The sequence below is a fragment of the Enterobacter sp. SCRI0065 genome, assembly GCF_059766475.1.
The window spans coordinates 377,091-397,831 of sequence record NZ_JCBAJB010000001.1 but is presented as its reverse complement, the minus strand read 5'-3'; the positions used below and the strand labels follow the sequence as shown (position 1 = coordinate 397,831).

Annotated in this window: 21 protein-coding genes; 12 read left to right on the top strand and 9 right to left on the bottom strand. The window is 53.1% G+C overall.

Annotated elements, in window-relative coordinates; translation table 11 throughout:
* Positions 1 to 131 precede the first annotated feature (131 nt).
* The 5 genes from dacA to lipA all read left to right on the top strand — a co-directional run bounded on the left by dacA (position 132) and on the right by lipA (position 4,833).
* The gene (dacA, locus tag AC6EMZ_RS01900) at positions 132 to 1,343 is read left to right on the top strand and encodes a D-alanyl-D-alanine carboxypeptidase DacA (RefSeq protein WP_498400722.1); all 1,212 of its coding nucleotides are present in this window, start codon (positions 132 to 134) and stop codon (positions 1,341 to 1,343) included.
* Positions 1,344 to 1,447: 104 nt separating this feature from the next.
* Positions 1,448 to 1,711 carry a DUF493 family protein YbeD gene (ybeD, locus tag AC6EMZ_RS01895; RefSeq protein ID WP_003022706.1) on the top strand — a complete coding sequence of 88 codons (264 nt, stop codon included), beginning with the start codon at positions 1,448 to 1,450 and terminating at the stop codon, positions 1,709 to 1,711.
* Between the two features lie 53 nt (positions 1,712 to 1,764).
* Positions 1,765 to 2,406 (top strand): lipoyl(octanoyl) transferase LipB, encoded by a 642-nt coding sequence (gene lipB / locus AC6EMZ_RS01890; protein WP_498400720.1) that lies wholly within the window; start codon positions 1,765 to 1,767, stop codon positions 2,404 to 2,406.
* Between the two features lie 300 nt (positions 2,407 to 2,706).
* The gene (locus AC6EMZ_RS01885; RefSeq protein ID WP_498400719.1) at positions 2,707 to 3,660 is read left to right on the top strand and encodes a YbeF family transcriptional regulator; all 954 of its coding nucleotides are present in this window, start codon (positions 2,707 to 2,709) and stop codon (positions 3,658 to 3,660) included.
* 207 nt (positions 3,661 to 3,867) lie between these two features.
* Positions 3,868 to 4,833, top strand: coding sequence for a lipoyl synthase (lipA, locus tag AC6EMZ_RS01880; protein ID WP_498400718.1), 966 nt, complete (start codon positions 3,868 to 3,870; stop codon positions 4,831 to 4,833).
* A gap of 80 nt (positions 4,834 to 4,913) precedes the next feature.
* On the opposite strand, the gene tatE is transcribed toward lipA, so the two are convergent.
* Together tatE and AC6EMZ_RS01870 are read right to left on the bottom strand one after the other, a co-directional pair.
* Positions 4,914 to 5,117, bottom strand: a complete 204-nt coding sequence (gene tatE / locus AC6EMZ_RS01875) for a twin-arginine translocase subunit TatE (RefSeq protein WP_498400717.1) — start codon at positions 5,115 to 5,117, stop codon at positions 4,914 to 4,916.
* A 127-nt stretch (positions 5,118 to 5,244) separates the two neighbouring features.
* Complete coding sequence (locus tag AC6EMZ_RS01870; protein WP_498400716.1) at positions 5,245 to 6,033, bottom strand: deaminated glutathione amidase; 789 nt, start codon at positions 6,031 to 6,033, stop codon at positions 5,245 to 5,247.
* Between the two features lie 66 nt (positions 6,034 to 6,099).
* On the opposite strand from AC6EMZ_RS01870, the gene crcB reads away from it, so the two are divergent.
* Positions 6,100 to 6,483, top strand: a complete 384-nt coding sequence (gene crcB, locus AC6EMZ_RS01865) for a fluoride efflux transporter CrcB (RefSeq protein ID WP_498400715.1) — start codon at positions 6,100 to 6,102, stop codon at positions 6,481 to 6,483.
* A gap of 219 nt (positions 6,484 to 6,702) precedes the next feature.
* Here crcB and cspE read toward each other — a convergent pair whose 3' ends face one another.
* The 7 genes from cspE to AC6EMZ_RS01830 form a co-directional block, all read right to left on the bottom strand.
* Positions 6,703 to 6,912 (bottom strand): transcription antiterminator/RNA stability regulator CspE, encoded by a 210-nt coding sequence (gene cspE / locus AC6EMZ_RS01860; protein WP_000034826.1) that lies wholly within the window; start codon positions 6,910 to 6,912, stop codon positions 6,703 to 6,705.
* 190 nt (positions 6,913 to 7,102) lie between these two features.
* Positions 7,103 to 7,645 (bottom strand): lipid IV(A) palmitoyltransferase PagP, encoded by a 543-nt coding sequence (gene pagP / locus AC6EMZ_RS01855; RefSeq protein ID WP_498401454.1) that lies wholly within the window; start codon positions 7,643 to 7,645, stop codon positions 7,103 to 7,105.
* 194 nt (positions 7,646 to 7,839) lie between these two features.
* On the bottom strand, positions 7,840 to 10,956 hold the full coding sequence (locus tag AC6EMZ_RS01850; protein ID WP_498400713.1) for an efflux RND transporter permease subunit: 3,117 nt from the start codon (positions 10,954 to 10,956) through the stop codon (positions 7,840 to 7,842).
* The gene (locus tag AC6EMZ_RS01845) at positions 10,953 to 12,158 is read right to left on the bottom strand and encodes an efflux RND transporter periplasmic adaptor subunit (RefSeq protein ID WP_498400711.1); all 1,206 of its coding nucleotides are present in this window, start codon (positions 12,156 to 12,158) and stop codon (positions 10,953 to 10,955) included. Before AC6EMZ_RS01845 ends, AC6EMZ_RS01850 begins: the two co-directional genes overlap by 4 nt.
* A complete protein-coding gene (locus tag AC6EMZ_RS01840; RefSeq protein WP_498400710.1) occupies positions 12,155 to 13,411 on the bottom strand; it encodes a TolC family protein in 1,257 nt (418 codons plus the stop codon). Before AC6EMZ_RS01840 ends, AC6EMZ_RS01845 begins: the two co-directional genes overlap by 4 nt.
* A gap of 11 nt (positions 13,412 to 13,422) precedes the next feature.
* Positions 13,423 to 13,734, bottom strand: a complete 312-nt coding sequence (locus AC6EMZ_RS01835) for a copper-binding protein (RefSeq protein WP_498400709.1) — start codon at positions 13,732 to 13,734, stop codon at positions 13,423 to 13,425.
* A 55-nt stretch (positions 13,735 to 13,789) separates the two neighbouring features.
* A complete protein-coding gene (locus tag AC6EMZ_RS01830; protein WP_498400708.1) occupies positions 13,790 to 14,191 on the bottom strand; it encodes a hypothetical protein in 402 nt (133 codons plus the stop codon).
* Positions 14,192 to 14,532: 341 nt separating this feature from the next.
* Here AC6EMZ_RS01830 and dcuC point away from each other — a divergent pair, with 341 nt between their 5' ends.
* From dcuC to ypdE, 6 genes are all read left to right on the top strand, one after another.
* A complete protein-coding gene (dcuC, locus tag AC6EMZ_RS01825) occupies positions 14,533 to 15,906 on the top strand; it encodes an anaerobic C4-dicarboxylate transporter DcuC (protein WP_498400707.1) in 1,374 nt (457 codons plus the stop codon).
* A 93-nt stretch (positions 15,907 to 15,999) separates the two neighbouring features.
* On the top strand, positions 16,000 to 16,809 hold the full coding sequence (rna, locus tag AC6EMZ_RS01820; RefSeq protein WP_498400706.1) for a ribonuclease I: 810 nt from the start codon (positions 16,000 to 16,002) through the stop codon (positions 16,807 to 16,809).
* Between the two features lie 173 nt (positions 16,810 to 16,982).
* Positions 16,983 to 17,309, top strand: a complete 327-nt coding sequence (locus AC6EMZ_RS01815; RefSeq protein ID WP_498400705.1) for a PTS fructose transporter subunit IIB — start codon at positions 16,983 to 16,985, stop codon at positions 17,307 to 17,309.
* 27 nt (positions 17,310 to 17,336) lie between these two features.
* Positions 17,337 to 18,587: a PTS fructose transporter subunit IIC gene (locus AC6EMZ_RS01810; RefSeq protein WP_498400704.1), complete on the top strand. Its 1,251-nt coding sequence runs from the start codon at positions 17,337 to 17,339 to the stop codon at positions 18,585 to 18,587.
* A gap of 11 nt (positions 18,588 to 18,598) precedes the next feature.
* On the top strand, positions 18,599 to 19,684 hold the full coding sequence (gene ypdF, locus AC6EMZ_RS01805; RefSeq protein WP_498400702.1) for an aminopeptidase: 1,086 nt from the start codon (positions 18,599 to 18,601) through the stop codon (positions 19,682 to 19,684).
* On the top strand, positions 19,684 to 20,724 hold the full coding sequence (gene ypdE / locus AC6EMZ_RS01800) for an aminopeptidase (RefSeq protein WP_498400701.1): 1,041 nt from the start codon (positions 19,684 to 19,686) through the stop codon (positions 20,722 to 20,724). The genes ypdF and ypdE overlap by 1 nt, the downstream gene beginning before the upstream one ends.
* The last annotated feature ends 17 nt before the right edge of the window (positions 20,725 to 20,741 follow it).

Genomic DNA, 20,741 nt, shown 5'->3' with positions numbered 1-20,741 from the left:
CGGTATCCGAATTGTCAGCTTGTGTAACTTACATTCACAAACTCATGCTGAAAGTCGGATGCCTGCCTGTATAGCTTTTGCTATAGTAAGGCACTTTTTTTAATTCCATCACGGATGTCGTTGTTCTGACCATGAAGACCACTTTCTCCGCTCGTTTCGTACAGCGCGTGGCGCTGACCACGGCCCTTTGCGCAGCTGCGCTTTCCGCAGCTCACGCCGATGACCTGAATATCAAGACCATGATCCCTGGCGTTCCGCAGATCGACGCTGAATCTTATATTCTGATCGACTACAACTCAGGCAAAGTGCTGGCAGAACAAAACGCTGACACCCGGCGCGATCCGGCGAGTCTGACCAAAATGATGACCAGTTACGTTATCGGTCAGGCCATGAAAGCGGGTAAGTTCAAAGAAACCGACCTGGTGACAATTGGTAACGATGCCTGGGCTACTGGGAATCCGGTGTTCAAAGGTTCTTCTTTGATGTTCCTGAAACCAGGCATGCAAGTTCCTGTTTCCCAACTGATCCGCGGGATTAACCTGCAATCGGGTAACGATGCCTGCGTGGCGATGGCTGATTTCGCTGCCGGAAGCCAGGATGCCTTCGTTGGCCTGATGAACAGCTATGTCTCCGCTTTGGGTCTGAAAAACAGCCACTTCCAGACCGTACATGGCCTGGATGCTGACGGTCAGTACAGTTCCGCACGCGATATGGCGCTCATTGGTCAGGCCCTGATTCGTGACGTGCCAAACGAATACACCATCTATAAAGAAAAAGAATTCACCTTTAACGGTATTCGCCAGACCAACCGTAACGGCTTGCTGTGGGATAACAGCCTGAACGTTGACGGCATCAAAACCGGCCATACGGATAAAGCAGGCTATAACCTTGTTGCATCCGCAACTGAAGGCCAGATGCGTTTGATCTCCGCGGTGATGGGCGGTCGCACGTTTAAAGGTCGTGAAACCGAAAGTAAAAAACTGCTGACCTGGGGTTTCCGTTTCTTCGAAACCGTGAACCCACTGAAGGCAGGGAAAGAATTTGCTTCTGAGCCAGTATGGTTTGGCGACAACGATCGTGCCTCACTGGGCGTTGATAAAGATCTCTATCTGACCATCCCGCGTGGCCGTATGAAAGATCTGAAAGCAAGCTATGTGCTGAACACCAGTGAACTGCATGCGCCGCTGCAGAAGAACCAGGTAGTCGGCACCATCAACTTCCAGCTCGACGGTAAAACTATTGATCAGCGCCCGCTGGTGGTCCTGGACGAAATCCCTGAAGGTAATTTCTTCGGCAAAATCATTGATTACATTAAATTGATGTTCCATCACTGGTTTGGTTAATAATTGAACACTTGAAAGTGTGATTTCCATCCCCATATACTGTGTATCCAGATAACTCCCACCGACGTGGGAGTTATTATTTTTTGAAGTACTGCGGAGCTGACATGAAAACCAAACTTAACGAACTGCTTGAATTCCCTACTCCATTTACTTACAAAGTAATGGGTCAGGCGTTGCCGGAGCTGGTTGACCAGGTGGTTGAAGTGGTACAGCGCCATGCACCGGGCGATTACTCCCCTACGGTAAAACCGAGCAGCAAGGGCAACTATCATTCCGTGTCGATTACCATTACGGCAACGCACATTGAGCAGGTAGAAACGCTGTACGAAGAGCTCGGCAATATCGACATCGTCCGTATGGTGCTGTAATCCCCTTTGGTTACCCGCTTTGCCGGGTAACCCACTTCCCCGGAGTTCTTGTTTTGTATCAGGATAAAATTCTTGTCCGCGATCTCGGGTTACAACCCTATGAGCCTGTCTCTCAGGCTATGCACGATTTCACTGATTCCCGCGATGACGACACACCAGATGAAATCTGGCTTGTAGAACACTTGCCCATTTTCACTCAAGGACAAGCCGGTAAAGCAGAGCATGTGCTGGTCCCCGGTGATATTCCGGTGATCCAGAGCGATCGTGGTGGGCAGGTGACTTACCACGGGCCTGGGCAACAAGTCATGTACGTTCTGCTCAATCTCAAGCGCAGGAAGCTAGGCGTTCGGGAATTGGTCACATTGCTGGAACAAACCGTGGTCGATACGCTGGCAGACTTTGGTATCGAAGCCCACCCGCGAGCCGATGCCCCTGGCGTCTATGTGGGGGAAATGAAGATTTGTTCGCTGGGCTTACGCATCCGCCGGGGATGCTCATTCCATGGGCTGGCGCTGAACGTTAATATGGATTTATCCCCTTTCCTGCGCATCAACCCCTGTGGGTACGCTGGCATGGAGATGACCCAGATGCGACGCTGGGTTGAGACAGCGACTCCCGATATTATTCGCCCTTCCCTGGTGAGCAAGCTTTTAGCACTGCTAAACAATCCACCTCACGAATATATCCCTGCTTAATATATAATACATACTGGTCCATTTATTTGATGGACCTTCACGTATTTACCGCTTTTACGCTTTACAATAATCCACATCTTCTATATTTTCGAAGCGCTTGAGCGATTTCGATTAATTACGCCACGTTTTATACACCACATGAATTTCATCTGGCGAACGGGTCATCTTTTGATCAAAAAACACACAACAGTTTGATTTTTTTGAACAATTTAACTAAAACGAAACCGTTTACTATTCGCTACAAGCATAATATATAAATTCAACTATCATTCATATTGTGAATGAATACGGAGTGACAGCGTGGATTATAATAATTTACCGGCTAAACGACTGAATGAACCCGGCGGTCAAGACAAACCGCAAGTTTTTCGGACTTTACGTAATATTGACCTCAATTTATTGACCATCTTTGAGGCAGTATATGTCCATAAGGGTATCGTTAATGCTGCGAAAATTCTTAATCTCACGCCCTCAGCAATAAGTCAGTCAATTCAGAAATTGCGCGCGATATTTCCCGATCCGCTTTTTATTCGTAAAGGTCAAGGCGTCACGCCTACCGCCTACGCAACGCATTTGCATGAGTATATCAGTCAAGGTCTTGAGTCGATTCTCGGCGCGTTGGATCTGACGGGCAGCTACGATAAGCAGCGAACCATTACCATCGGAACGTCGCCTTCGATAGGCGCAATGGTCTTGCCGCTCATTTATCAGGCTGTGAAAAGTGAAGCGCCACAGCTGGTGCTGCGTAATATTCAGATAACCGATACGGAAATGCAGCTTGCGCAGTTTCAAACGGACCTGATTGTCGACAGCAATGCGTTTAGCGCACGCTCGTTAGGCCACAACGTCCTTTATGCTGATGGTCTGGTATTGGTATGCCGAAAAAACCACCCGGCATTAAGCCAGCCTGCCACCGTGGAAAATTTGCACGAGTATCAGCATGCGTTGTTTATGAATGAAGCGCACAACCTGACCCACCTTCGCCAGCGGATCAATGAGCTTTTCCCGGATCGTCAAACCAGCTTTAGTAGTTACAATATGTTTACTATTGCGGCACTGATTGGCAGTAGCGATCTGTTGGGCATCATGCCAATGCGTCTCTTTACCCTCCTGCGCCAATGCTGGCCACTTGAGCAGATTCCATTTGCTCCCCTCAATAGCGAAACCATTGAGATATCTCTTCATTACAACAAACTGAGCCTGCGCGATCCGGTTCTGGAAAATGTCATCGACATCATACGTCGGGCATTCTGAGACGACCGTTCAGCCTAAGCCCCTGCTTTGTCTGGGGCAAAGGGCACAAAACAACAACTATTTTACAATTTGGCGACCTCACAGGCTGCTTTATCGTCCGTATCAATGGTATACTGCCTGTCATTCATTCAAAAATAGTTGATAAATACAACATTCCCTTGAATTGAAACGTTTTCCCTCGAATTTCGCAACTGGAACACGCACGCTATGAGTAAACCCATTGTGATGGAACGCGGTGTTAAATACCGTGACGCCGATAAAATGGCCCTTATCCCGGTTAAAAACGTGGTTACGGAGCGCGAAGCGCTGTTAAGAAAACCGGAATGGATGAAAATCAAACTTCCGGCAGACTCTTCTCGCATCCAGGGTATCAAAGCGGCGATGCGTAAGAATGGCCTCCACTCTGTGTGTGAAGAAGCCTCTTGCCCTAACCTTGCGGAATGTTTTAACCACGGTACGGCAACGTTCATGATCCTGGGCGCAATTTGCACCCGTCGCTGCCCGTTCTGCGATGTTGCGCATGGCCGCCCGGTTACTCCAGACGCTAATGAACCACTGAAGCTGGCTCAGACCATTGCCGATATGGCGCTGCGCTACGTGGTGATTACCTCTGTAGACCGCGATGACCTGCGAGATGGCGGTGCTCAGCACTTCGCTGATTGTATTAGCGCCATCCGCGAGAAAAGCCCAACGATTAAGATTGAAACGCTGGTGCCTGACTTCCGTGGCCGTATGGATCGAGCCCTGGAAATCCTGACCGCCACGCCTCCAGACGTGTTTAACCATAACCTGGAAAACGTGCCGCGTGTTTACCGTCAGGTTCGCCCAGGTGCCGATTACAACTGGTCCCTGAAGCTGCTCGAACGCTTTAAAGAAGCGCATCCTCACATTCCAACCAAATCAGGTCTGATGGTGGGTCTGGGTGAAACCAATGCTGAAATCGTCGAAGTCATGCGCGATTTACGCCGTCATGGAGTGACGATGTTGACCCTCGGTCAGTATCTGCAGCCTAGCCGCCACCACTTGCCGGTTCAGCGCTATGTCAGCCCTGATGAGTTTGATGAGATGAAAGCTGAAGCGATGGCAATGGGCTTTACCCATGCAGCCTGCGGCCCATTCGTCCGCTCTTCTTACCACGCCGATATGCAGGCGAAAGGCGAAGAAGTGAAGTAATATTTCATTACATTTCACTCATAAAAAAACCGGCTTTTAGCCGGTTTTTTTCTTTCCGCTGATTAGGAAAGATGTTGCCATTACTCTTTATGCGAGAGCTTCTCAGCCGTGACTTCGCCCTCTGCCGTTTTCTTTGCAGTGGCGTCATCGTCATTCATGGCTTTTTTGAAACCTTTAATGGCCGTACCCAGGTCTCCGCCCAGCGTACGTAACTTCTTGGTACCAAACAGCAGAATGACCAGAGCCGCAACCACCAGCAGTTTGGTAATACTAATCTCACCCATAGATACCTTCTTAACTTAAAACAGGCTGCAAACAGCGCCAAAAGACCTGATGTTATTAACGGTCATTCGACGCGCGCACACAATAGCAATCTGTAACAAGGTGAATCAAGCACTGTTGAAAAAAACGTCATAATAATTGCGGTGGCGCAAATCGCCGATTGCGCAGCACCGGTAATTGGCCGCGCGCAAGTGCAATTCTGCCAGGATCGATCTCAGCCATCACCAGCGCCGGCACTTCAGCCGCAGCGGCAACGGTCACGCCCAGGGGATCGATAATCCGACTCTGGCCAATGTTCTTATTTCCACATTCACCTGCGGCTACCACATAGCAGGTCGTATCCAGCGCTCGCGCCGTGAGCAACGTTGCCCAATGGTGCTCTTTCAACGCCCCTCTGACCCACGCCGCGGGCAATACCAGCACCTCTGCACCCGCCAGCGCGAGGCTAAGCGCCATCTCGGGGAAACGTAAATCGTAGCAGGTCATCAGCCCCAGTTTGATACCGTCGACGTCAATCAAGGGGGGAATTTGAGTGCCGGGATCAACCAGCCTTGATTCCTGAATACTAAACGCGTCATAGAGATGCAGCTTGGCGTAAGTCTCAACAATCGCGCCTTCACGTAGCACTACAAGCGTGTTCACCGCCCTCCCCTGCGTAGAAGGCACGTGGATAGTAAAAATAGTGGTCAGCCTGTTACGAGCGCTTTCTTCCAGTAGACATTGCAGGAAACCGCCGTTCAACGGCTGAGCTGATTTCACCGAGAGATCGGGGTCATTGTCATCTCGCGCCAAAAGAGCCTCCGGAAGCACCAGCAACGATGCCCCTTTACTTGCCGCTTGCCCCATTAATGAAATGCATTGCTGCGCATTCGCCTCCCAGTCAGGCGTTACCGCGAACTGGCCTACCGCAACATACATATTTTCCCCCTGGTTCAATTAGCGATACACTCATTACCCTCTCACATCAAATAGCAGGAAATGACAATGTTACAACTCCTTTTAGCCGTTTTTATTGGTGGGGGTACGGGTAGCGTTGCTCGGTGGTTCCTCAGCATGCGGTTCAATCCGCTGCATCAAGCAATACCGATGGGCACGCTTGCCGCTAACGTCATCGGTGCATTTATCATCGGGATGGGTCTTGCCTGGTTCAATCGCATGACCCACATCGATCCGATGTGGAAGTTATTAATCACCACCGGTTTCTGTGGCGGCTTAACGACGTTTTCCACCTTCTCTGCCGAAGTGGTTTTTCTGTTTCAGGAAGGACGCATGGGCTGGGCGTTGACAAACATCGCCGTCAATATGCTGGGATCGTTTGCGATGACCGCGCTCGCATTTTGGTTATTTTCAGCCACAAACACGCATTAATCGCCGATGCGTTAATGTTGCCTTAATTTATCTCTGTCACTCTTGTCGCAATATTGGATGAGGGTGATGACATGAAGCAGAATTTGATGAGCGCGGGTATGGTGTTGCTGAGCGTACTCATCGTCGCCAGCTTTTTAAAAGTGTATCTGTTTAGCTGATTTTAAAACAAAAAAACCCGCTCAATGAGCGGGTTTTGAAACTATTGCTGACGCGTCTGAATTACAGAGCAGTTACGTTAGCAGCAGAAGGGCCTTTGGCACCGTTAGTGATTTCGAACTCAACGCGCTGGCCTTCAGCCAGGGTTTTGAAACCATTAGTCTGGATTGCAGAGAAGTGTACGAACACATCTTTGCTGCCATCTTCCGGAGTAATGAAACCGAATCCTTTGGACTCATTAAACCACTTAACGTTACCTTTAATCTTAGACATCAAAATTACCTTTGCATGAAAAATGGACACAAATGCTGTGTCGGGTATCAGTACAACAATTGTCGGCGGTTTTGTCCAGTGGATATTTGATAAAAAGTGACAAAAGTCGCGTTAATTTTATTGCCTGGCTTTTTGTTCTTTATTACCCCAAATGAGTATGCTTTTTCGCCAGTTTGACACCCTATTTTAGTTAAAACTGAAACCGCATCCAGGCGAAGTAAACGTTGCCGTTATTATAGGTGCCGGGGATATAGGTCATCTGGAATGTCGCTGGACCATACCCAATCGAGGCGAGCGGTAATAACACAGGAACTGGGATATATTTCCAGTTATCACGCGCGGTGAATCCAGCGGTATAACCAAGCCCCATATGGAAGTTGTCGTCGGCCAACGGTCGCCAGGTTTTCTCCCAACCATAGCCGCCAATCGGCTCCCATTTGTTGTAGGAGTCTTTAAACGCCATCAGATACAGCCCGTGCCAGTTGCCTTTATCATCCCAGCGTGACTGACCGAAACCCACCCCCCAAGGACGCTCGTTATAGCGATCTGTTTTCTCTTTGTCATAGGCAAAACGCGCATGCCAGGTGATCGCTGGAATGTAGAGATCGTAATGCTCCGGTTCATTCCAGGTTTGCGCAACGTTATCAGTGAAGGTCGAGAACCAGCCTTTAGGCGCAGTGTTATCATCCGCTATCGCAGATGAGGAAAGCGTTAGCTGTCCAAAAATAAACATCAAAATGAGAAAGGTTTTATTTATTACATTCACTATTCAATTACCATTTTTTGTATTCGCCGCCACCTTATCATATTTTATTTGAATGAATGCTTAACGACATCGGTTTTAATCCTAATTCTGACCATCAGGATTGGGAATATTCTTACTGATAAAATTGAAGCGCCTCAAAATAGATGAGGCGCCAACATCAATTAACGTTTATGCAACAATTTATACAACGCAGGAATAACCAACATCGAGAGTATGGGTGCCGTAACCATTCCACCAATCATTGGTGCAGCAATACGTTGCATCACCTCAGAGCCGCTGCCGCCACCCCACATAATCGGCAGCAAACCTGCCATTATCGTCGCAACTGTCATCACCTTTGGACGAACGCGCAGCACTGCTCCCTCATGGATAGCGCGCTGCACCATCTGGCTCCCACCGTCGGGTTCAAGTCTGCGATATTTATCAAGCGCCTGGTTGAGATACAGCACCATAATAACGCCGAACTCTGCGGCCACCCCCGCTAACGCGATAAATCCCACCGCTCCGGCCACTGAAAGGTTATATCCCAGTAACCACAGCAACCACACGCCGCCAATAAGCGCGAAGGGCAATGTCCCCATAATTAATAAGACATCAGAGACACGTTTGAACGTCAGCCAAAGCAGAAGAAAGATAATCATTAACGTTACGGGGAGCACTAATTTTAATTTCGCCGTTGCGCGTTCGAGATATTCAAATTGTCCCGACCAGGCCAGCGAAACGCCCTGCGGTAACGTCACGTGTTGCGCAACACGTTGCTGCATCTCATCCACCGCAGACTTTAAATCCCGCCCGCGCAAGTCGACGTAAATCCAGTTTGAAAGTCGCGCATTTTCACTTTTCAGCATCGGCGGACCTTCCGTTACGCTGATATCTGCCAGCTCTCCCAGCGCAATTTGGCTGCCGTTTGCGGTGATAACGGGCAGTACGCGAAGCTTGTCAACGTTATCGCGCAGATCGCGGGGATAGCGCAAATTGATGGGATAGCGTTCGCGTCCCTGAAGCACTTCCCCCACATTGTCACCGCCGATAAGCGTGGAGACCATCCCCTGCAATTCATCAACCGAGACGCCGTATCTCGCCGCCTTTTGCCGATCGATACGGATGTCCACATAACGCCCTCCCGCCAGACGTTCCGCCAGCGCGGAGGTCACGCCCGGGACCTTCTTCACTATCTGCTCAATCTGAGCGGCAACCCTTTCGATATCGGCAATATTATTGCCGTTCACTTTAATACCAACCGGGCTTTTAATACCCGTTGCCAGCATATCCAGACGATTGCGAATCGGCGGCACCCAAACGTTAGCAATGCCCGGCACCGAAACGGTTTTATCCAGTTCATCGACCAGCTTTTCGGGCGTCATGCCTGGCCGCCACTGGTCGCGAGGCTTAAAGTGTATCGTCGTTTCCAGCATGGTGAGCGGCGCAGGATCGGTCGCCGTCTCGGCTCGCCCGGCCTTGCCGAAAACGCTTTCAACCTCCGGTACGCTTTTGATCAGCCGATCGGTTTGTTGCAGTAATCGACTCGCTTCACGAGCCGAAATCCCCGGCAACGTAGAGGGCATATACAGTAAATCGCCCTCATCCAGCGGCGGCATAAACTCGCTGCCTAGTCTGCTCAACGGCCAAATCGTCACCAGCAGCAGTACCACCGCCAGCGCCAGCGTGGTTTTCGGGAAGGCCAACACTTTATCCAGCAGCGGTTCATACCAGCGAATCAAAGCACGGTTGATCGGATTGGCTTTTTCATCAGGAATGTTGCCACGAATAAAGTAGCCCATCAGCACCGGCACCAGCGTAATCCCAAGCCCTGCCGCCACCGCCATTGACCAGGTCTTGGTGAACGCCAGCGGGGAGAACATCCGCCCTTCCTGCGCTTCGAGCGAGAACACAGGAATAAACGACAGCGTCACGATCAGCAGGCTGCAAAACAACGCAGGCCCGACTTCCACCGCCGCACGTTCCGCCAGACGCCAGTAATCTGAAGAGAGCGGTTCTTTTTCAGGATTATCGTGACGCCACTGCTCCAGCACTTTGTGCATGTTCTCAATCATCACGATGGCGGCATCCACCATCGCCCCAATGGCAATCGCGATCCCGCCCAGCGACATAATATTGGCGTTGATGCCCTGATAGTGCATGATCACAAACGCGCCCAGAATACCCAGTGGCAAAGAGATAATTGCCACCAGCGCGGAACGCAGATGAAAAAGAAATAACACGCAAACCAGTACCACTACGGCAAACTCTTCCAGCAGCTTGTGGGTAAGCGTTTTGACGGAATCCTCGATAAGCGTTGAGCGGTCATACACCGGGACAATTTCTACCCCTTCCGGCAGCGTTTTTTGCAACGCCTGAAGTTTGTCTTTCACGGCGTGAAGCGTTTCCAGCGCATTTTGCCCGTAGCGCATCACCACCACGCCACCGGCAACCTCTCCCTCGCCGTTAAGCTCTGCTACACCCCGACGAATCTCCGGTCCGAAACCAATCGTCGCCACATCCTTTAGCAGGAGTGGCACGCCGTCACGCGTGGTGATAACGACATTGCGGAAATCCTCCAGCGTGCGCAGATAACCGGTCGTGCGCACCATATATTCCGCTTCCCCCATCTCCAGCAGCGCGCCGCCGCTCTCTTTATTTGCCGCCTGAATCGCACTCACCATCTGCCCATGAGTAATATTCAGGGCGCGCATTTTCTCCGGGGAGGCCACAATCTGGTACTGACGCACCATGCCGCCAATGCTCGCGACCTCTGCAACATTTGGCACCGTTTTCAGTTCAAACTTTAAGGTCCAGTCCTGAAGCGCCCGCAAATCGGCCAGACTATGTTTACCGCTGCGATCGATAAGCGCGTATTCATAGATCCAGCCCACGCCCGTTGCGTCTGGCCCAAGAGAGACTTTCACCCCGGCAGGTAACTGCGACTGAACCTGGTTTAAATACTCCAGTACCCGGGATCGCGCCCAGTAGAGATCCGTCCCATCTTCAAACAGCACGTACACGTAGGCATCCCCGAACATCGAAAATCCGCGCACGGTTTTTGCGCCGGGAACAGAGAGCATCGACGTCGTGAGCGGCCAGGTCACCTGGTCTTCAATCACTTGCGGCGCTTTGCCTGGATAGCTTGCCTTGACGATAACCTGCACGTCCGATAAATCAGGCAACGCATCCAGTGGCGCGCGCTGTACGGCCCACACGCCCCAGCCCGCCATCACTACAGCAACGAGGATAACCAGCAGACGGTTACGTAAAGACGCGCGAATAATAGCAGCGATCATTTCGTCACCTCCGGCAGCGCGCTGCGAAGGCTGGCTTCAGAATCGATCAGGAATTGCCCGGAGGTGACAACGCTATCGCCTTCCTGTACGCCAGAAGTGATTTCGGTCCACCCCTCGGAGGTCATCCCCGTCGTGATGTTAACCGGTTGGAAATAGCCATCGCCCGTGGCCAACAGGAGCCGTTGTGACTCCCCGCTATTAATGACCGCCTCCTCGGGAACCGCCAGCACCGACGTCATCTGTGTGGGTTGCTCACGCGTCACGTTAAGGAACATGCCCGGTTTAAGTTTGTGTTGCGGATTTTCAAGCACGATCCGCGCCCTGAGCGTACGGGTAGCGGTATCCATCTGCGGCAAAATTTCGCTAACTTTTCCGCGAAAACGGATCCCCGGCCAGCTTTCCGACGTGGCGATCGTTTCGCTGCCCACCGCCAGCGATTGCGCCTGCGTTTGTGGGTAATCGACCACCAGCCAAACCGGATCGAGAGACGCGATTTCAAATAATGGCGCGGTCGCCGCCACCTGCGCCCCCTCGCGCACGTCCAGTTTAGCGATATACCCCGCGCGATCGGCGCGCAGCGTCATTCGGGTTTGTGGCTTCCCGCTGCGCTCCAGCGCGCGGATCGTCTCTTCCGGCATAAACTGTAGCGCCAGTCTTTCTCGGGCCGCGCGAGTTAACATCCCGTCGCCAAGCTGACGCACCGCAAGATACTCTTGCTGTGCGGTGGTCCATTGCGGTATCCACATTTCCGCCAGCGGCTCACCGGCTTTAATCTGCTGTAACGGAGCACGAACATAAAGTGTTGAGATAACGCCGGTAGCCGGAGCAGGAAGTGTAGTAATACTGCGCTCATCGGTTGAAACCGTTGCAAACGCCGAGAACGGTAACGTGAGCTGACGCTTCTGCACGTTGGCCGTTTTCATGCCAAGATTTTGCTGCTGTTGGGCGTTTATCCCCACGCCCGCCGCCGCTTTTTCTTCATCGGCATAACGTGGTACCAGATCCATATCCATAAACGGCGATTTTCCCGGTTTATCAAAACGCTGTCCCGGCATCATCGGATCGTACCAATAGAGCACCCGGCGCTCTGCGGGTTTTGCAGCATCGGGCATGACGTGTGTTTTACGCAGTCCAAGGGAGTATCCACCACCTGCGGCCATCAGTACCGCCAGCGCCACCACGGTTAAGCTTTTCGTTTTCATTGTGCGATCTCCTGTGGGATAAGCCACTGGATTGCCGCCCAGTTACGCGCCATTTCACGTTCGGCCTGGCTCGCCGCCAGTTCCGTATCAAGCACACCGCGACGCGCCTCCAGCAGCGTCGGGAGATCCGATTGCCCGGAACGATACTGGGCGGTCAACACGTCCAGCCGCTTACGCTGTAGCGGCAAAATATCTTCACGCTGACGCTGCCAAAGCACCTGCGAAGCCTGATACTGCGCCACCAGCGACTGCACCTGAGCAACGTGTTCACGTTGAACGAGCGTCAACTGATCCACGGCCTGCATTGAGCGCGACAGATCGGCAGCGTAATCCTTATCCTGCCTGCGCGACTGGAACAACGGCAGATCGACGGTGAACATCACCCCGGCCATGTCGTCATACCCTTCGGCGCGATGGGAATAAAACACTTCAACCTCGACATCGGGAAGGGCGGCTATGGCCGACTGCGCGGAACGTGCTTTTGCCGTTTCCGATTCGCGCTGAGCAGCTTCTACCTCGGGATGGCGATCAATGGCGTCTTGCAGAGTCTTTTCATCTGCGGGTAAGCGTTGGTAGCGCGGCAATGGCCCTTTTACATCAGCGATCGATTGCCCGGTAAGCTGCAACAATCGGCTTTGCGCGAGCTGAACATCTCTTGTGGCAATGGTCACTTTGTCGCGCATGGCACTGAGGGTCATCTGCATCGAAAGCACGCTATCCGGCGTTGCGCTGCCTGCGCCCACGCTGGCCTTTTGCACGCCCTGCTGACGTTCGGTTTCATCAACGAGTTTTTTGGCGATTTTCAACGCCTGCTGCGAAAGTGCCAAATCCATCCAGGCCTGCGCCGTATCACGCTGAAGCACAGCGCGAATGGTCCCGGACTTTGCCACCACTCCGCGCGCCTGCGCCTGTAGCGTCTGGGATTTTCGTTCACGCTTTTCCGCGCTGACATAGCTTTGCATAATGCCAATTCGCTGCATGGTCATTCCTTCGCGGGTGAAGCGCTGGTCATTGCTCCCCTGCACCGGCACGTTTTCGATGCCGAATTTCAGTTTGGGATCGGGAAGCTGAGTGGCGGAATCCGCCATTGCGTCCAGGGCTTGCGCTTCATTGCGACTGGCGGAAAGCTCAGCCGAATAACGTTGTGCCACGGTGAGGGTTTGCGTGAGCGTCCATGACTCTGCCTGAACGGCAGAGCATAAAAAGCCGAGCATCACCCCACCGAGCCAAAGGCTCAGTGTCTGTTTTGTCATGATGTCCTCGCTTAATTCAGCGGTGTCAGGGCGATTATCTGAAAGCCGTCACCCGCCCGCTCAAGTGTGAACGTGACGCGGTCCCCAGTCTTAAACGAGGCTGTCTTAACGTTGGTGGCAAGGGCAAACGGCATGGTCATCGCGGGCCACTTCAGCTCGGGAATCGCCTGATGCTTAAGGACAATGTTTGGCGGGGAAATTTCCAGGACTTCGCCCTGCCCCTGCCAGCGCGCAGCTGTAGTGGACGGATCGTTAGCCTGAATGGAAAGCGAGAAAAGAGAAAACAGCACGCCCGTAAGCGCAGAGAAAAATAAAGCACGCATAATAAAACTCCTGTTAAACGTTAATTAAAAATAAATTCAACGAATTAACAGATTTCTACTCCCGGAACCGGCAAAAACGAATCGTTGCCGGAGGCCCTACTGAAGGGGGGGTAAGTGACCATGCGGAGTGTGGCGTCTGACGACATTCCGGGGCGGCTAAACTGAGCGTCATGGCGACAGGCAGTGCAACCAACTGCGGATGTGGCGTATCCGTTTGCGCCCGATCCGGCACACAGTGCTTTTCGCAGAGTGGGGAAACGTCGCCCTTATCATGGGAAACGGGTTTTGCCATCATGTCCATATGCTGGATCATGGCGACTTCGCCCCGAAGATCGAGAGTGCAATCATGCGATGCCACCGCAACCTGGCTTTGGATCAGCAACCAGCCAAAGGCTAACAAAAACATCAACAGATGCTTTTTGAGAAAGCGCAGGCGGTAGGTCCAGTTGGCGTACATAGTGGCGTCGTCAAATGACTAGAGGAGCCCGAGTATAGGAACAGGGCTTGCTGAAATTAAAGCAATTTTAAACAGTTTTACGTTATTAATCCGTTCATTGATAAAACCATCGAACATCAATAACAATTAATCTTCATACCTATGACATATAATATTTATTGTTGTGGTCAATACTGAGGTGACATAAATGGCACGGCAATGGCAAAATATTGCTGACGTCTACCTTAGTAGTCGATTTGTTGATTTTAATCAGCAATCACTGCCCATTTATTCGGCACATTCTCACCCTTCATTTTTTTGATTTTCCGTGCTCTCTGGGGAGTGCACGTACAGGGGAAACCATGCTTACGTTTATCGAACTCCTCATGGGAGTTGTCGTCATTGTCGGCGTCGCACGCTATATCATCAAAGGCTATTCGGCCACCGGAGTCCTTTTCGTCGGTGGGCTGGTACTGCTGATTGCCAGCGCGCTCATGGGGCACAAAATATTACCCGCCAGTGCCGAAAGCACCGGCTATTCTGCAACCGACATTGTGGAGTACATCAAAATCTTGCTGATGAGTCGCGGTGGCGATCTCGGCATGATGATTATGATGCTTTGTGGTTTTGCGGCTTACATGACCCATATTGGTGCTAACGATATGGTGGTAAAGCTGGCATCAAAACCGCTGCAATATATTAATTCCCCCTACATTCTGATGATTGCCGCCTATTTTGTGGCCTGCCTGATGTCGCTGGCGGTTTCCTCGGCAACCGGTCTTGGCGTATTGCTGATGGCGACGCTGTTCCCGGTAATGGTGAATGTCGGTATCAGCCGTGGTGCAGCGGCGGCGATTTGCGCCTCTCCGGCGGCCATCATTCTCTCCCCCACCTCTGGTGATGTGGTTCTGGCCGCAAAAGCCGCAGAAATGCCGCTGATCGACTTTGCGTTTAAAACGACGCTGCCTATCTCTATTGCCGCGATTATCGGCATGGCGGTGGCGCACTATTTCTGGCAGAAGTATCTCGATAAAAAAGAAAATATCAGCCATGAGATGCTCGACGTCAGCGAAATCACCACCGACGCCCCGTCGTTCTACGCCATCCTGCCGTTCACGCCTATCATCGGCGTGCTGATTTTTGACGGTAAATGGGGCCCGCAACTGCACATCATTACGATTTTAGTTATCTGTATGCTGGCAGCGGCCATTCTGGAATTTGTACGCGGCTTCAATACGCAAAAAGTCTTCTCAGGCCTGGAAGTGGCGTATCGCGGGATGGCAGATGCCTTTGCAGGCGTGGTCATGCTGCTGGTTGCCGCCGGGGTCTTTGCTCAAGGCCTCAGCACCATCGGCTTTATTCAGAGCCTGATTTCTATTGCCACCTCGTTTGGTTCCGCAAGCATCATACTGATGCTGGTACTGGTGATCCTGACCATGCTGGCCGCGATGACCACCGGCTCCGGGAACGCGCCGTTTTATGCCTTCGTGGAGATGATCCCAAAACTGGCTCACTCCTCCGGCATCAACCCGGCCTACCTCTCCATTCCAATGCTGCAAGCCTCTAACCTGGGCCGTACCATTTCGCCGGTTTCAGGTGTGGTGGTTGCGGTAGCGGGTATGGCGAAAATCTCACCGTTTGAGGTCGTCAAACGCACCTCTGTGCCTGTGCTTGTAGGTCTGGTGATTGTGATCGTTGCGACCGAGATTTTGGTCCCGGGTACCGTGGCTCACTAAGCGCTAAACGCTCCTGCAAAAAGCGCCTACGGGCGCTTTTTGTGCTTTAATAAGTTCCTGGAATAAATTTGCCTTAAATCATCAGGAATTCAAATGTTCAGGAAGGAATTCGTTACTCGTTTCAGCGCGATAGCACTCGGCTTTTGCGCTTTATCTGCCCATGCCGCTCCCCTCCAGGCGACACAGTATGGCGATTTTGATCGCTATGTTCTGGCCCTGTCCTGGCAGACCGGATTTTGCCAAAGCATGCACGATCGCAACCGTAACGAACCCGACGAGTGCCGTTTGCAAAAAGAGAGCGACAACAAAACGGATTTCCTCACTGTCCATGGACTGTGGCCTGGCCTGCCGAAATCTATCTCTTCTCGCGGTGTCGATGAGCGTCGCTGGATGCGTTTTGGCTGCGCTACGCGCCCCATTCCGAATATGCCTGAAGCCAAAGCCAGTCGTAAATGCGCCGCAGCAGAAACCGGGCTTTCGCTGGAATCCGCCGCCAAACTCAGCAGCGTAATGTCAGGCGCGGGTGGGAACTCCTGTCTTGAACGTTATGAATATGCCAAACACGGGGTCTGTTTCGGTTTCGATCCCGATGCCTATTTTGGCACGATGGTTCGCCTGAATCAGAGTGTAAAAGCGAGCCCGCTGGGGGGATTCCTTGCCGATAACTACGGTAAAACCGTCACCCGTCGGGACGTCGACAAAGCCATCGCGAAAAGCTGGGGACAAGACAGCGTGAAAGCGGTCAAACTTACCTGCCAGGGCAATCCCGCTTACCTGACTGAAATGCAAATATCACTGAAGGCGGCGACCATTAACGCTCCACTGTCATCGGCCTCATTCGCGCCTCAGCCGCATCCGGGCAACTGCGGCAAGCAGTTTGTTATCGATAAAGTCGGTTATTAAGCCTGTGCCGGGCATTCCTGTGCCCGGCGTTTCATCCCGTTCCCTTATAGTACGATGACCGTCACACTTCCGATTTCTCGCATCATCTCTCCAGCCATTGCATCATTTATCCGGTAAACACGGATGAAACCTCCCCGCCATAATCGCGGTATCAACCACAGGAGGAATTTCACATGGCTAAAAAACTGATTGCGTTATGCGCATGTCCAATGGGTCTGGCGCATACCTTTATGGCGGCTCAGGCGCTGGAAGACGCTGCCGTAGAAGCAGGCTACGAAGTGAAAATTGAAACCCAGGGCGCAGACGGGATCCAAAATCGTCTCACCGCAGAGGATATCGCCACGGCGGATATCATTATTCACGCCATCGCCATCACCCCGGAAGATAACGAACGCTTTGAGACCCGCGATGTATACGAAATCTCACTTCAGGACGCCATTAAAAATGCGGCGGGCACCCTGAAGGACATCGAAGACATGATTGCGGCAGAACAACAATAATCATTCTCCAACTCAGGGGTCTTCGTCATGGCAATTAAAAAACGCAGTGCGGTTCGCTCGGACGGTCACGAGGGCGATACGCTGGTGCTAAAACCCGCGCCAGTGGCAACGGGCAGTACCTTCTGGAAAGAGCTTCCTCAGCACATTATGTCGGGGATCTCCCGCATGGTGCCGACGCTCATTATGGGCGGGGTGATCCTCGCGATTTCTCAGCTCATTGCCTACGTCTGGCTGGAAATCCCGCCCGACACCGGCATCATGGATGCGTTGAACTCCGGCAAATTCACCGGCTTTAACCTGTCAGTGCTGAAGTTTGGCTATCTGACGGAATCCTTCGGCGGGCTGCTATTCAGCTTCGCCATTCCGATGTTCTCCGCCTTCGTGGCGAACTCCATCGGCGGCAAGCTGGCCTTCCCGGCGGGCTTCATCGGCGGACTGGTCTCCACCCAGCCCACGCTGGTGCTGAATTTCGATCCTGAAAAACTCACCTGGCTTGCTACTAAGCCTGTGCCATCGACCTTTATCGGCGCGCTGATTATCGCTATCGCCGCGGGTTATCTGGTCAAATGGCTGAACACCAAAATCAGCGTGCCCCAGTATCTGCTGGCCTTTAAAAGCACCTTCCTGATCCCGATCCTTTCCGCCCTGTTCGTGATGCTGGCGATGTACTACATCATCACCCCAATCGGCGGCTGGCTGAACGGCGGGATGCGCACGCTATTACTGGCCGCAGGTCAGGCCGGTTCGATGATGTATGCCATCGGCATGGCGGCGGCAACCGCCATTGACCTGGGTGGCCCCATCAACAAAGCGGCCGGTTTCGTTGGGCTTGGTTTGACTACCGATCATGTTCTGCCGATCACCTCACGCGCCGTGGCCATTGTTATCCCGCCGATTGGTCTGGGCCTCGCCACGCTTATCGACCATCGTCTGACCGGCAAACGCCTGTTCAGCCCGCAGCTGTATCCGCAGGGTAAAACGGCAATGTTCCTGGCGTTTATGGGGATCAGCGAAGGTGCCATTCCGTTCCTGCTGGAAAACCCGCTCGCCACGCTACCTGCGTACATGACCGGAGCCATCGCCGGGGCGATGACGGCCACCGCGCTCGGTGTCGTACAGTGGTTCCCTGAATCAGCCATCTGGGCCTGGCCGCTGGTCACCAACCTTGGGGCTTATATGCTCAGTATTGTGGTGGGAGCCGTGATCACCGCCCTACTGGTGGTGCTGATCCGCAACAGCATGCATAAGCGCGGAAAACTGTCTATCGACGCGCTGTAAGGGAGGTTGAGATGGGATTACTGACAACGCTTCGCGACTTGCTGGCAGCGGAGAATCTGGACGGCATTCTGATCGCCTCGCGTCAGAATAAGCAGCCGCATCTGGGTATTTCCACCGGTTCTGGTTACGTGCTGGTCACGCGTCAGCATGCGCATATCCTGACGGATTTTCGCTACTACAGCGATATCGCCTCACGTATCACCGGGTACGAAATGCACCTGTTGAGCGCCGATTGCCCGTTTTTCACGGTCCTAAACGGGCTTATCGCACAGGAAAACCTGCGCACGTTAGGGTTTGAGGGCGAGCATGTTAGCTGGCATACCGGCAGTCAATGGCGCGACGCGCTTAGCGCGAAGCTTTGCAGCGTCTCGCTTGACGCCCTGCGGCAGATTAAAACCGCTGATGAGATTCTGCGAATCCGCGCGGCCTGTCGGATTGCCGATAGTACCGCGCAGCACATACGCCGTTTCATCCAGCCGGGCATGCGGGAGCGCGATGTCGCCGCCGAGCTGGAGTGGTTCATGAAACAGCAGGGCGCGGATAAGCCCTCGTTCGATACGATTGTTGCCAGCGGGTCGCGTGGCGCACTCCCACACGGGAAAGCCTCCGACAAAGTCATTGCCGCAGGCGAGCTCATCACCCTCGACTTTGGCGCGCAGCATCAGGGATATTGCTCGGACATGACCCGAACGTTCCTCGTTGCCGGGCACGAGGCCACGCCGCAGGCGCATCCTTTGTACGCGGTTTATCAAACGGTGCTGGAGGCGCAGCTGGCGGCCATCGACGCCATTCGCCCCGGCGTGGCCTGCCATCAGGTCGACCGAGCCGCCCGCACGATTATTGAGCGCGCAGGCTTCGGCGCTCAGTTTGGTCACAATACTGGCCACGCCATCGGTATCGACGTACATGAAAACCCGCGCTTTTCGCCTACCGACGCCACGCCGTTACAGCCCGGTATGCTGCTAACCGTAGAGCCCGGTATTTACCTCGAAGGCCAGGGCGGCGTGCGGATCGAAGATGTCGTGCTGGTCACGGAGTCTGGGGCCGACGTGCTCTACACCATGCCAAAAAGGCTGCTAATGACGGGAGAGATCTGATGGATATGGAATTATTACGCGCCCTGAGCGAGGCGGATGCCATTGCCGCCTCGGAGCAAGAGGTGCGCGACATCCTGCTCGCAGAGGCCCGTAAATACGATAAAGAGGTGCAGTTCGATGGACTGGGCTCGGTACTGATCCGCGTTAATCAAAGCAGCGGACCCAAGGTCATGGTTTGCGCGCACATGGATGAAGTCGGCTTTATGGTGCGCAGCATTTCGCGTGAAGGCGCAATTGACGTGTTGCCGATTGGCAACGTGCGGATGAAAGCCCGCACGCTGCAACCGGTACGCATTACCACGCGCGACGGGCGCAAAATCGCCGGCCTGCTGGACGGCGAGGCAAAAGGTGACACCGTTGAGAATCTGCGCGTGGATATTGGCGCAACTCGCGCAGAGGACGTTCTCGCCGCTGGCGTTGACGCAGGCGATCGCGTCACCTTCGACACGCGGTTTAACGCCCTGCCCCACAACCGCATAATGGGAAAAGCGTTTGACGATCGCCTTGGCTGCTTTCTGCTGATAACGCTGCTGCGCGAACTGCACAAAGCCCCGCTGGGTTGCGAGCTGTGGCTGGTTGCCAGCTCCAGCGAAGAGGTAGGACTGCGCGGCGGGCAAACGGCGAGCAGGATGATTAACCCCGATATCGCCCTGGTGCTGGATACCGCCTGCTGGTCAAAAAACTTTGACTACGGCTGCGCCAACCATCGCCAGATTGGCGCAGGCCCTATGCTGGTGCTGTACGACAAGTCGCTGATTGCGCCGCCTAAGCTGGCCGCTTTCGTTGAGAAAGTGGCCCACACCCTGAGTATTCCGCTGCAAAAAGACATGTTCAGCAACGGCGGTACCGACGGCGGGGCCGTTCATCTTTCAGGTACCGGCGTCCCGACGGTTGTACTGGGCCCGCCGACCCGGCACGGGCACTGTGCGGCATCGATTGCTGACGTCCAGGATATTCACCAAACCCACCAGCTGCTGGTTGCACTGGCGGCATGTTTGAATCGTGAGACCGTGAATCATCTGACGGACTTCAGGTGCTGATCTCGCGCTAAACGGAG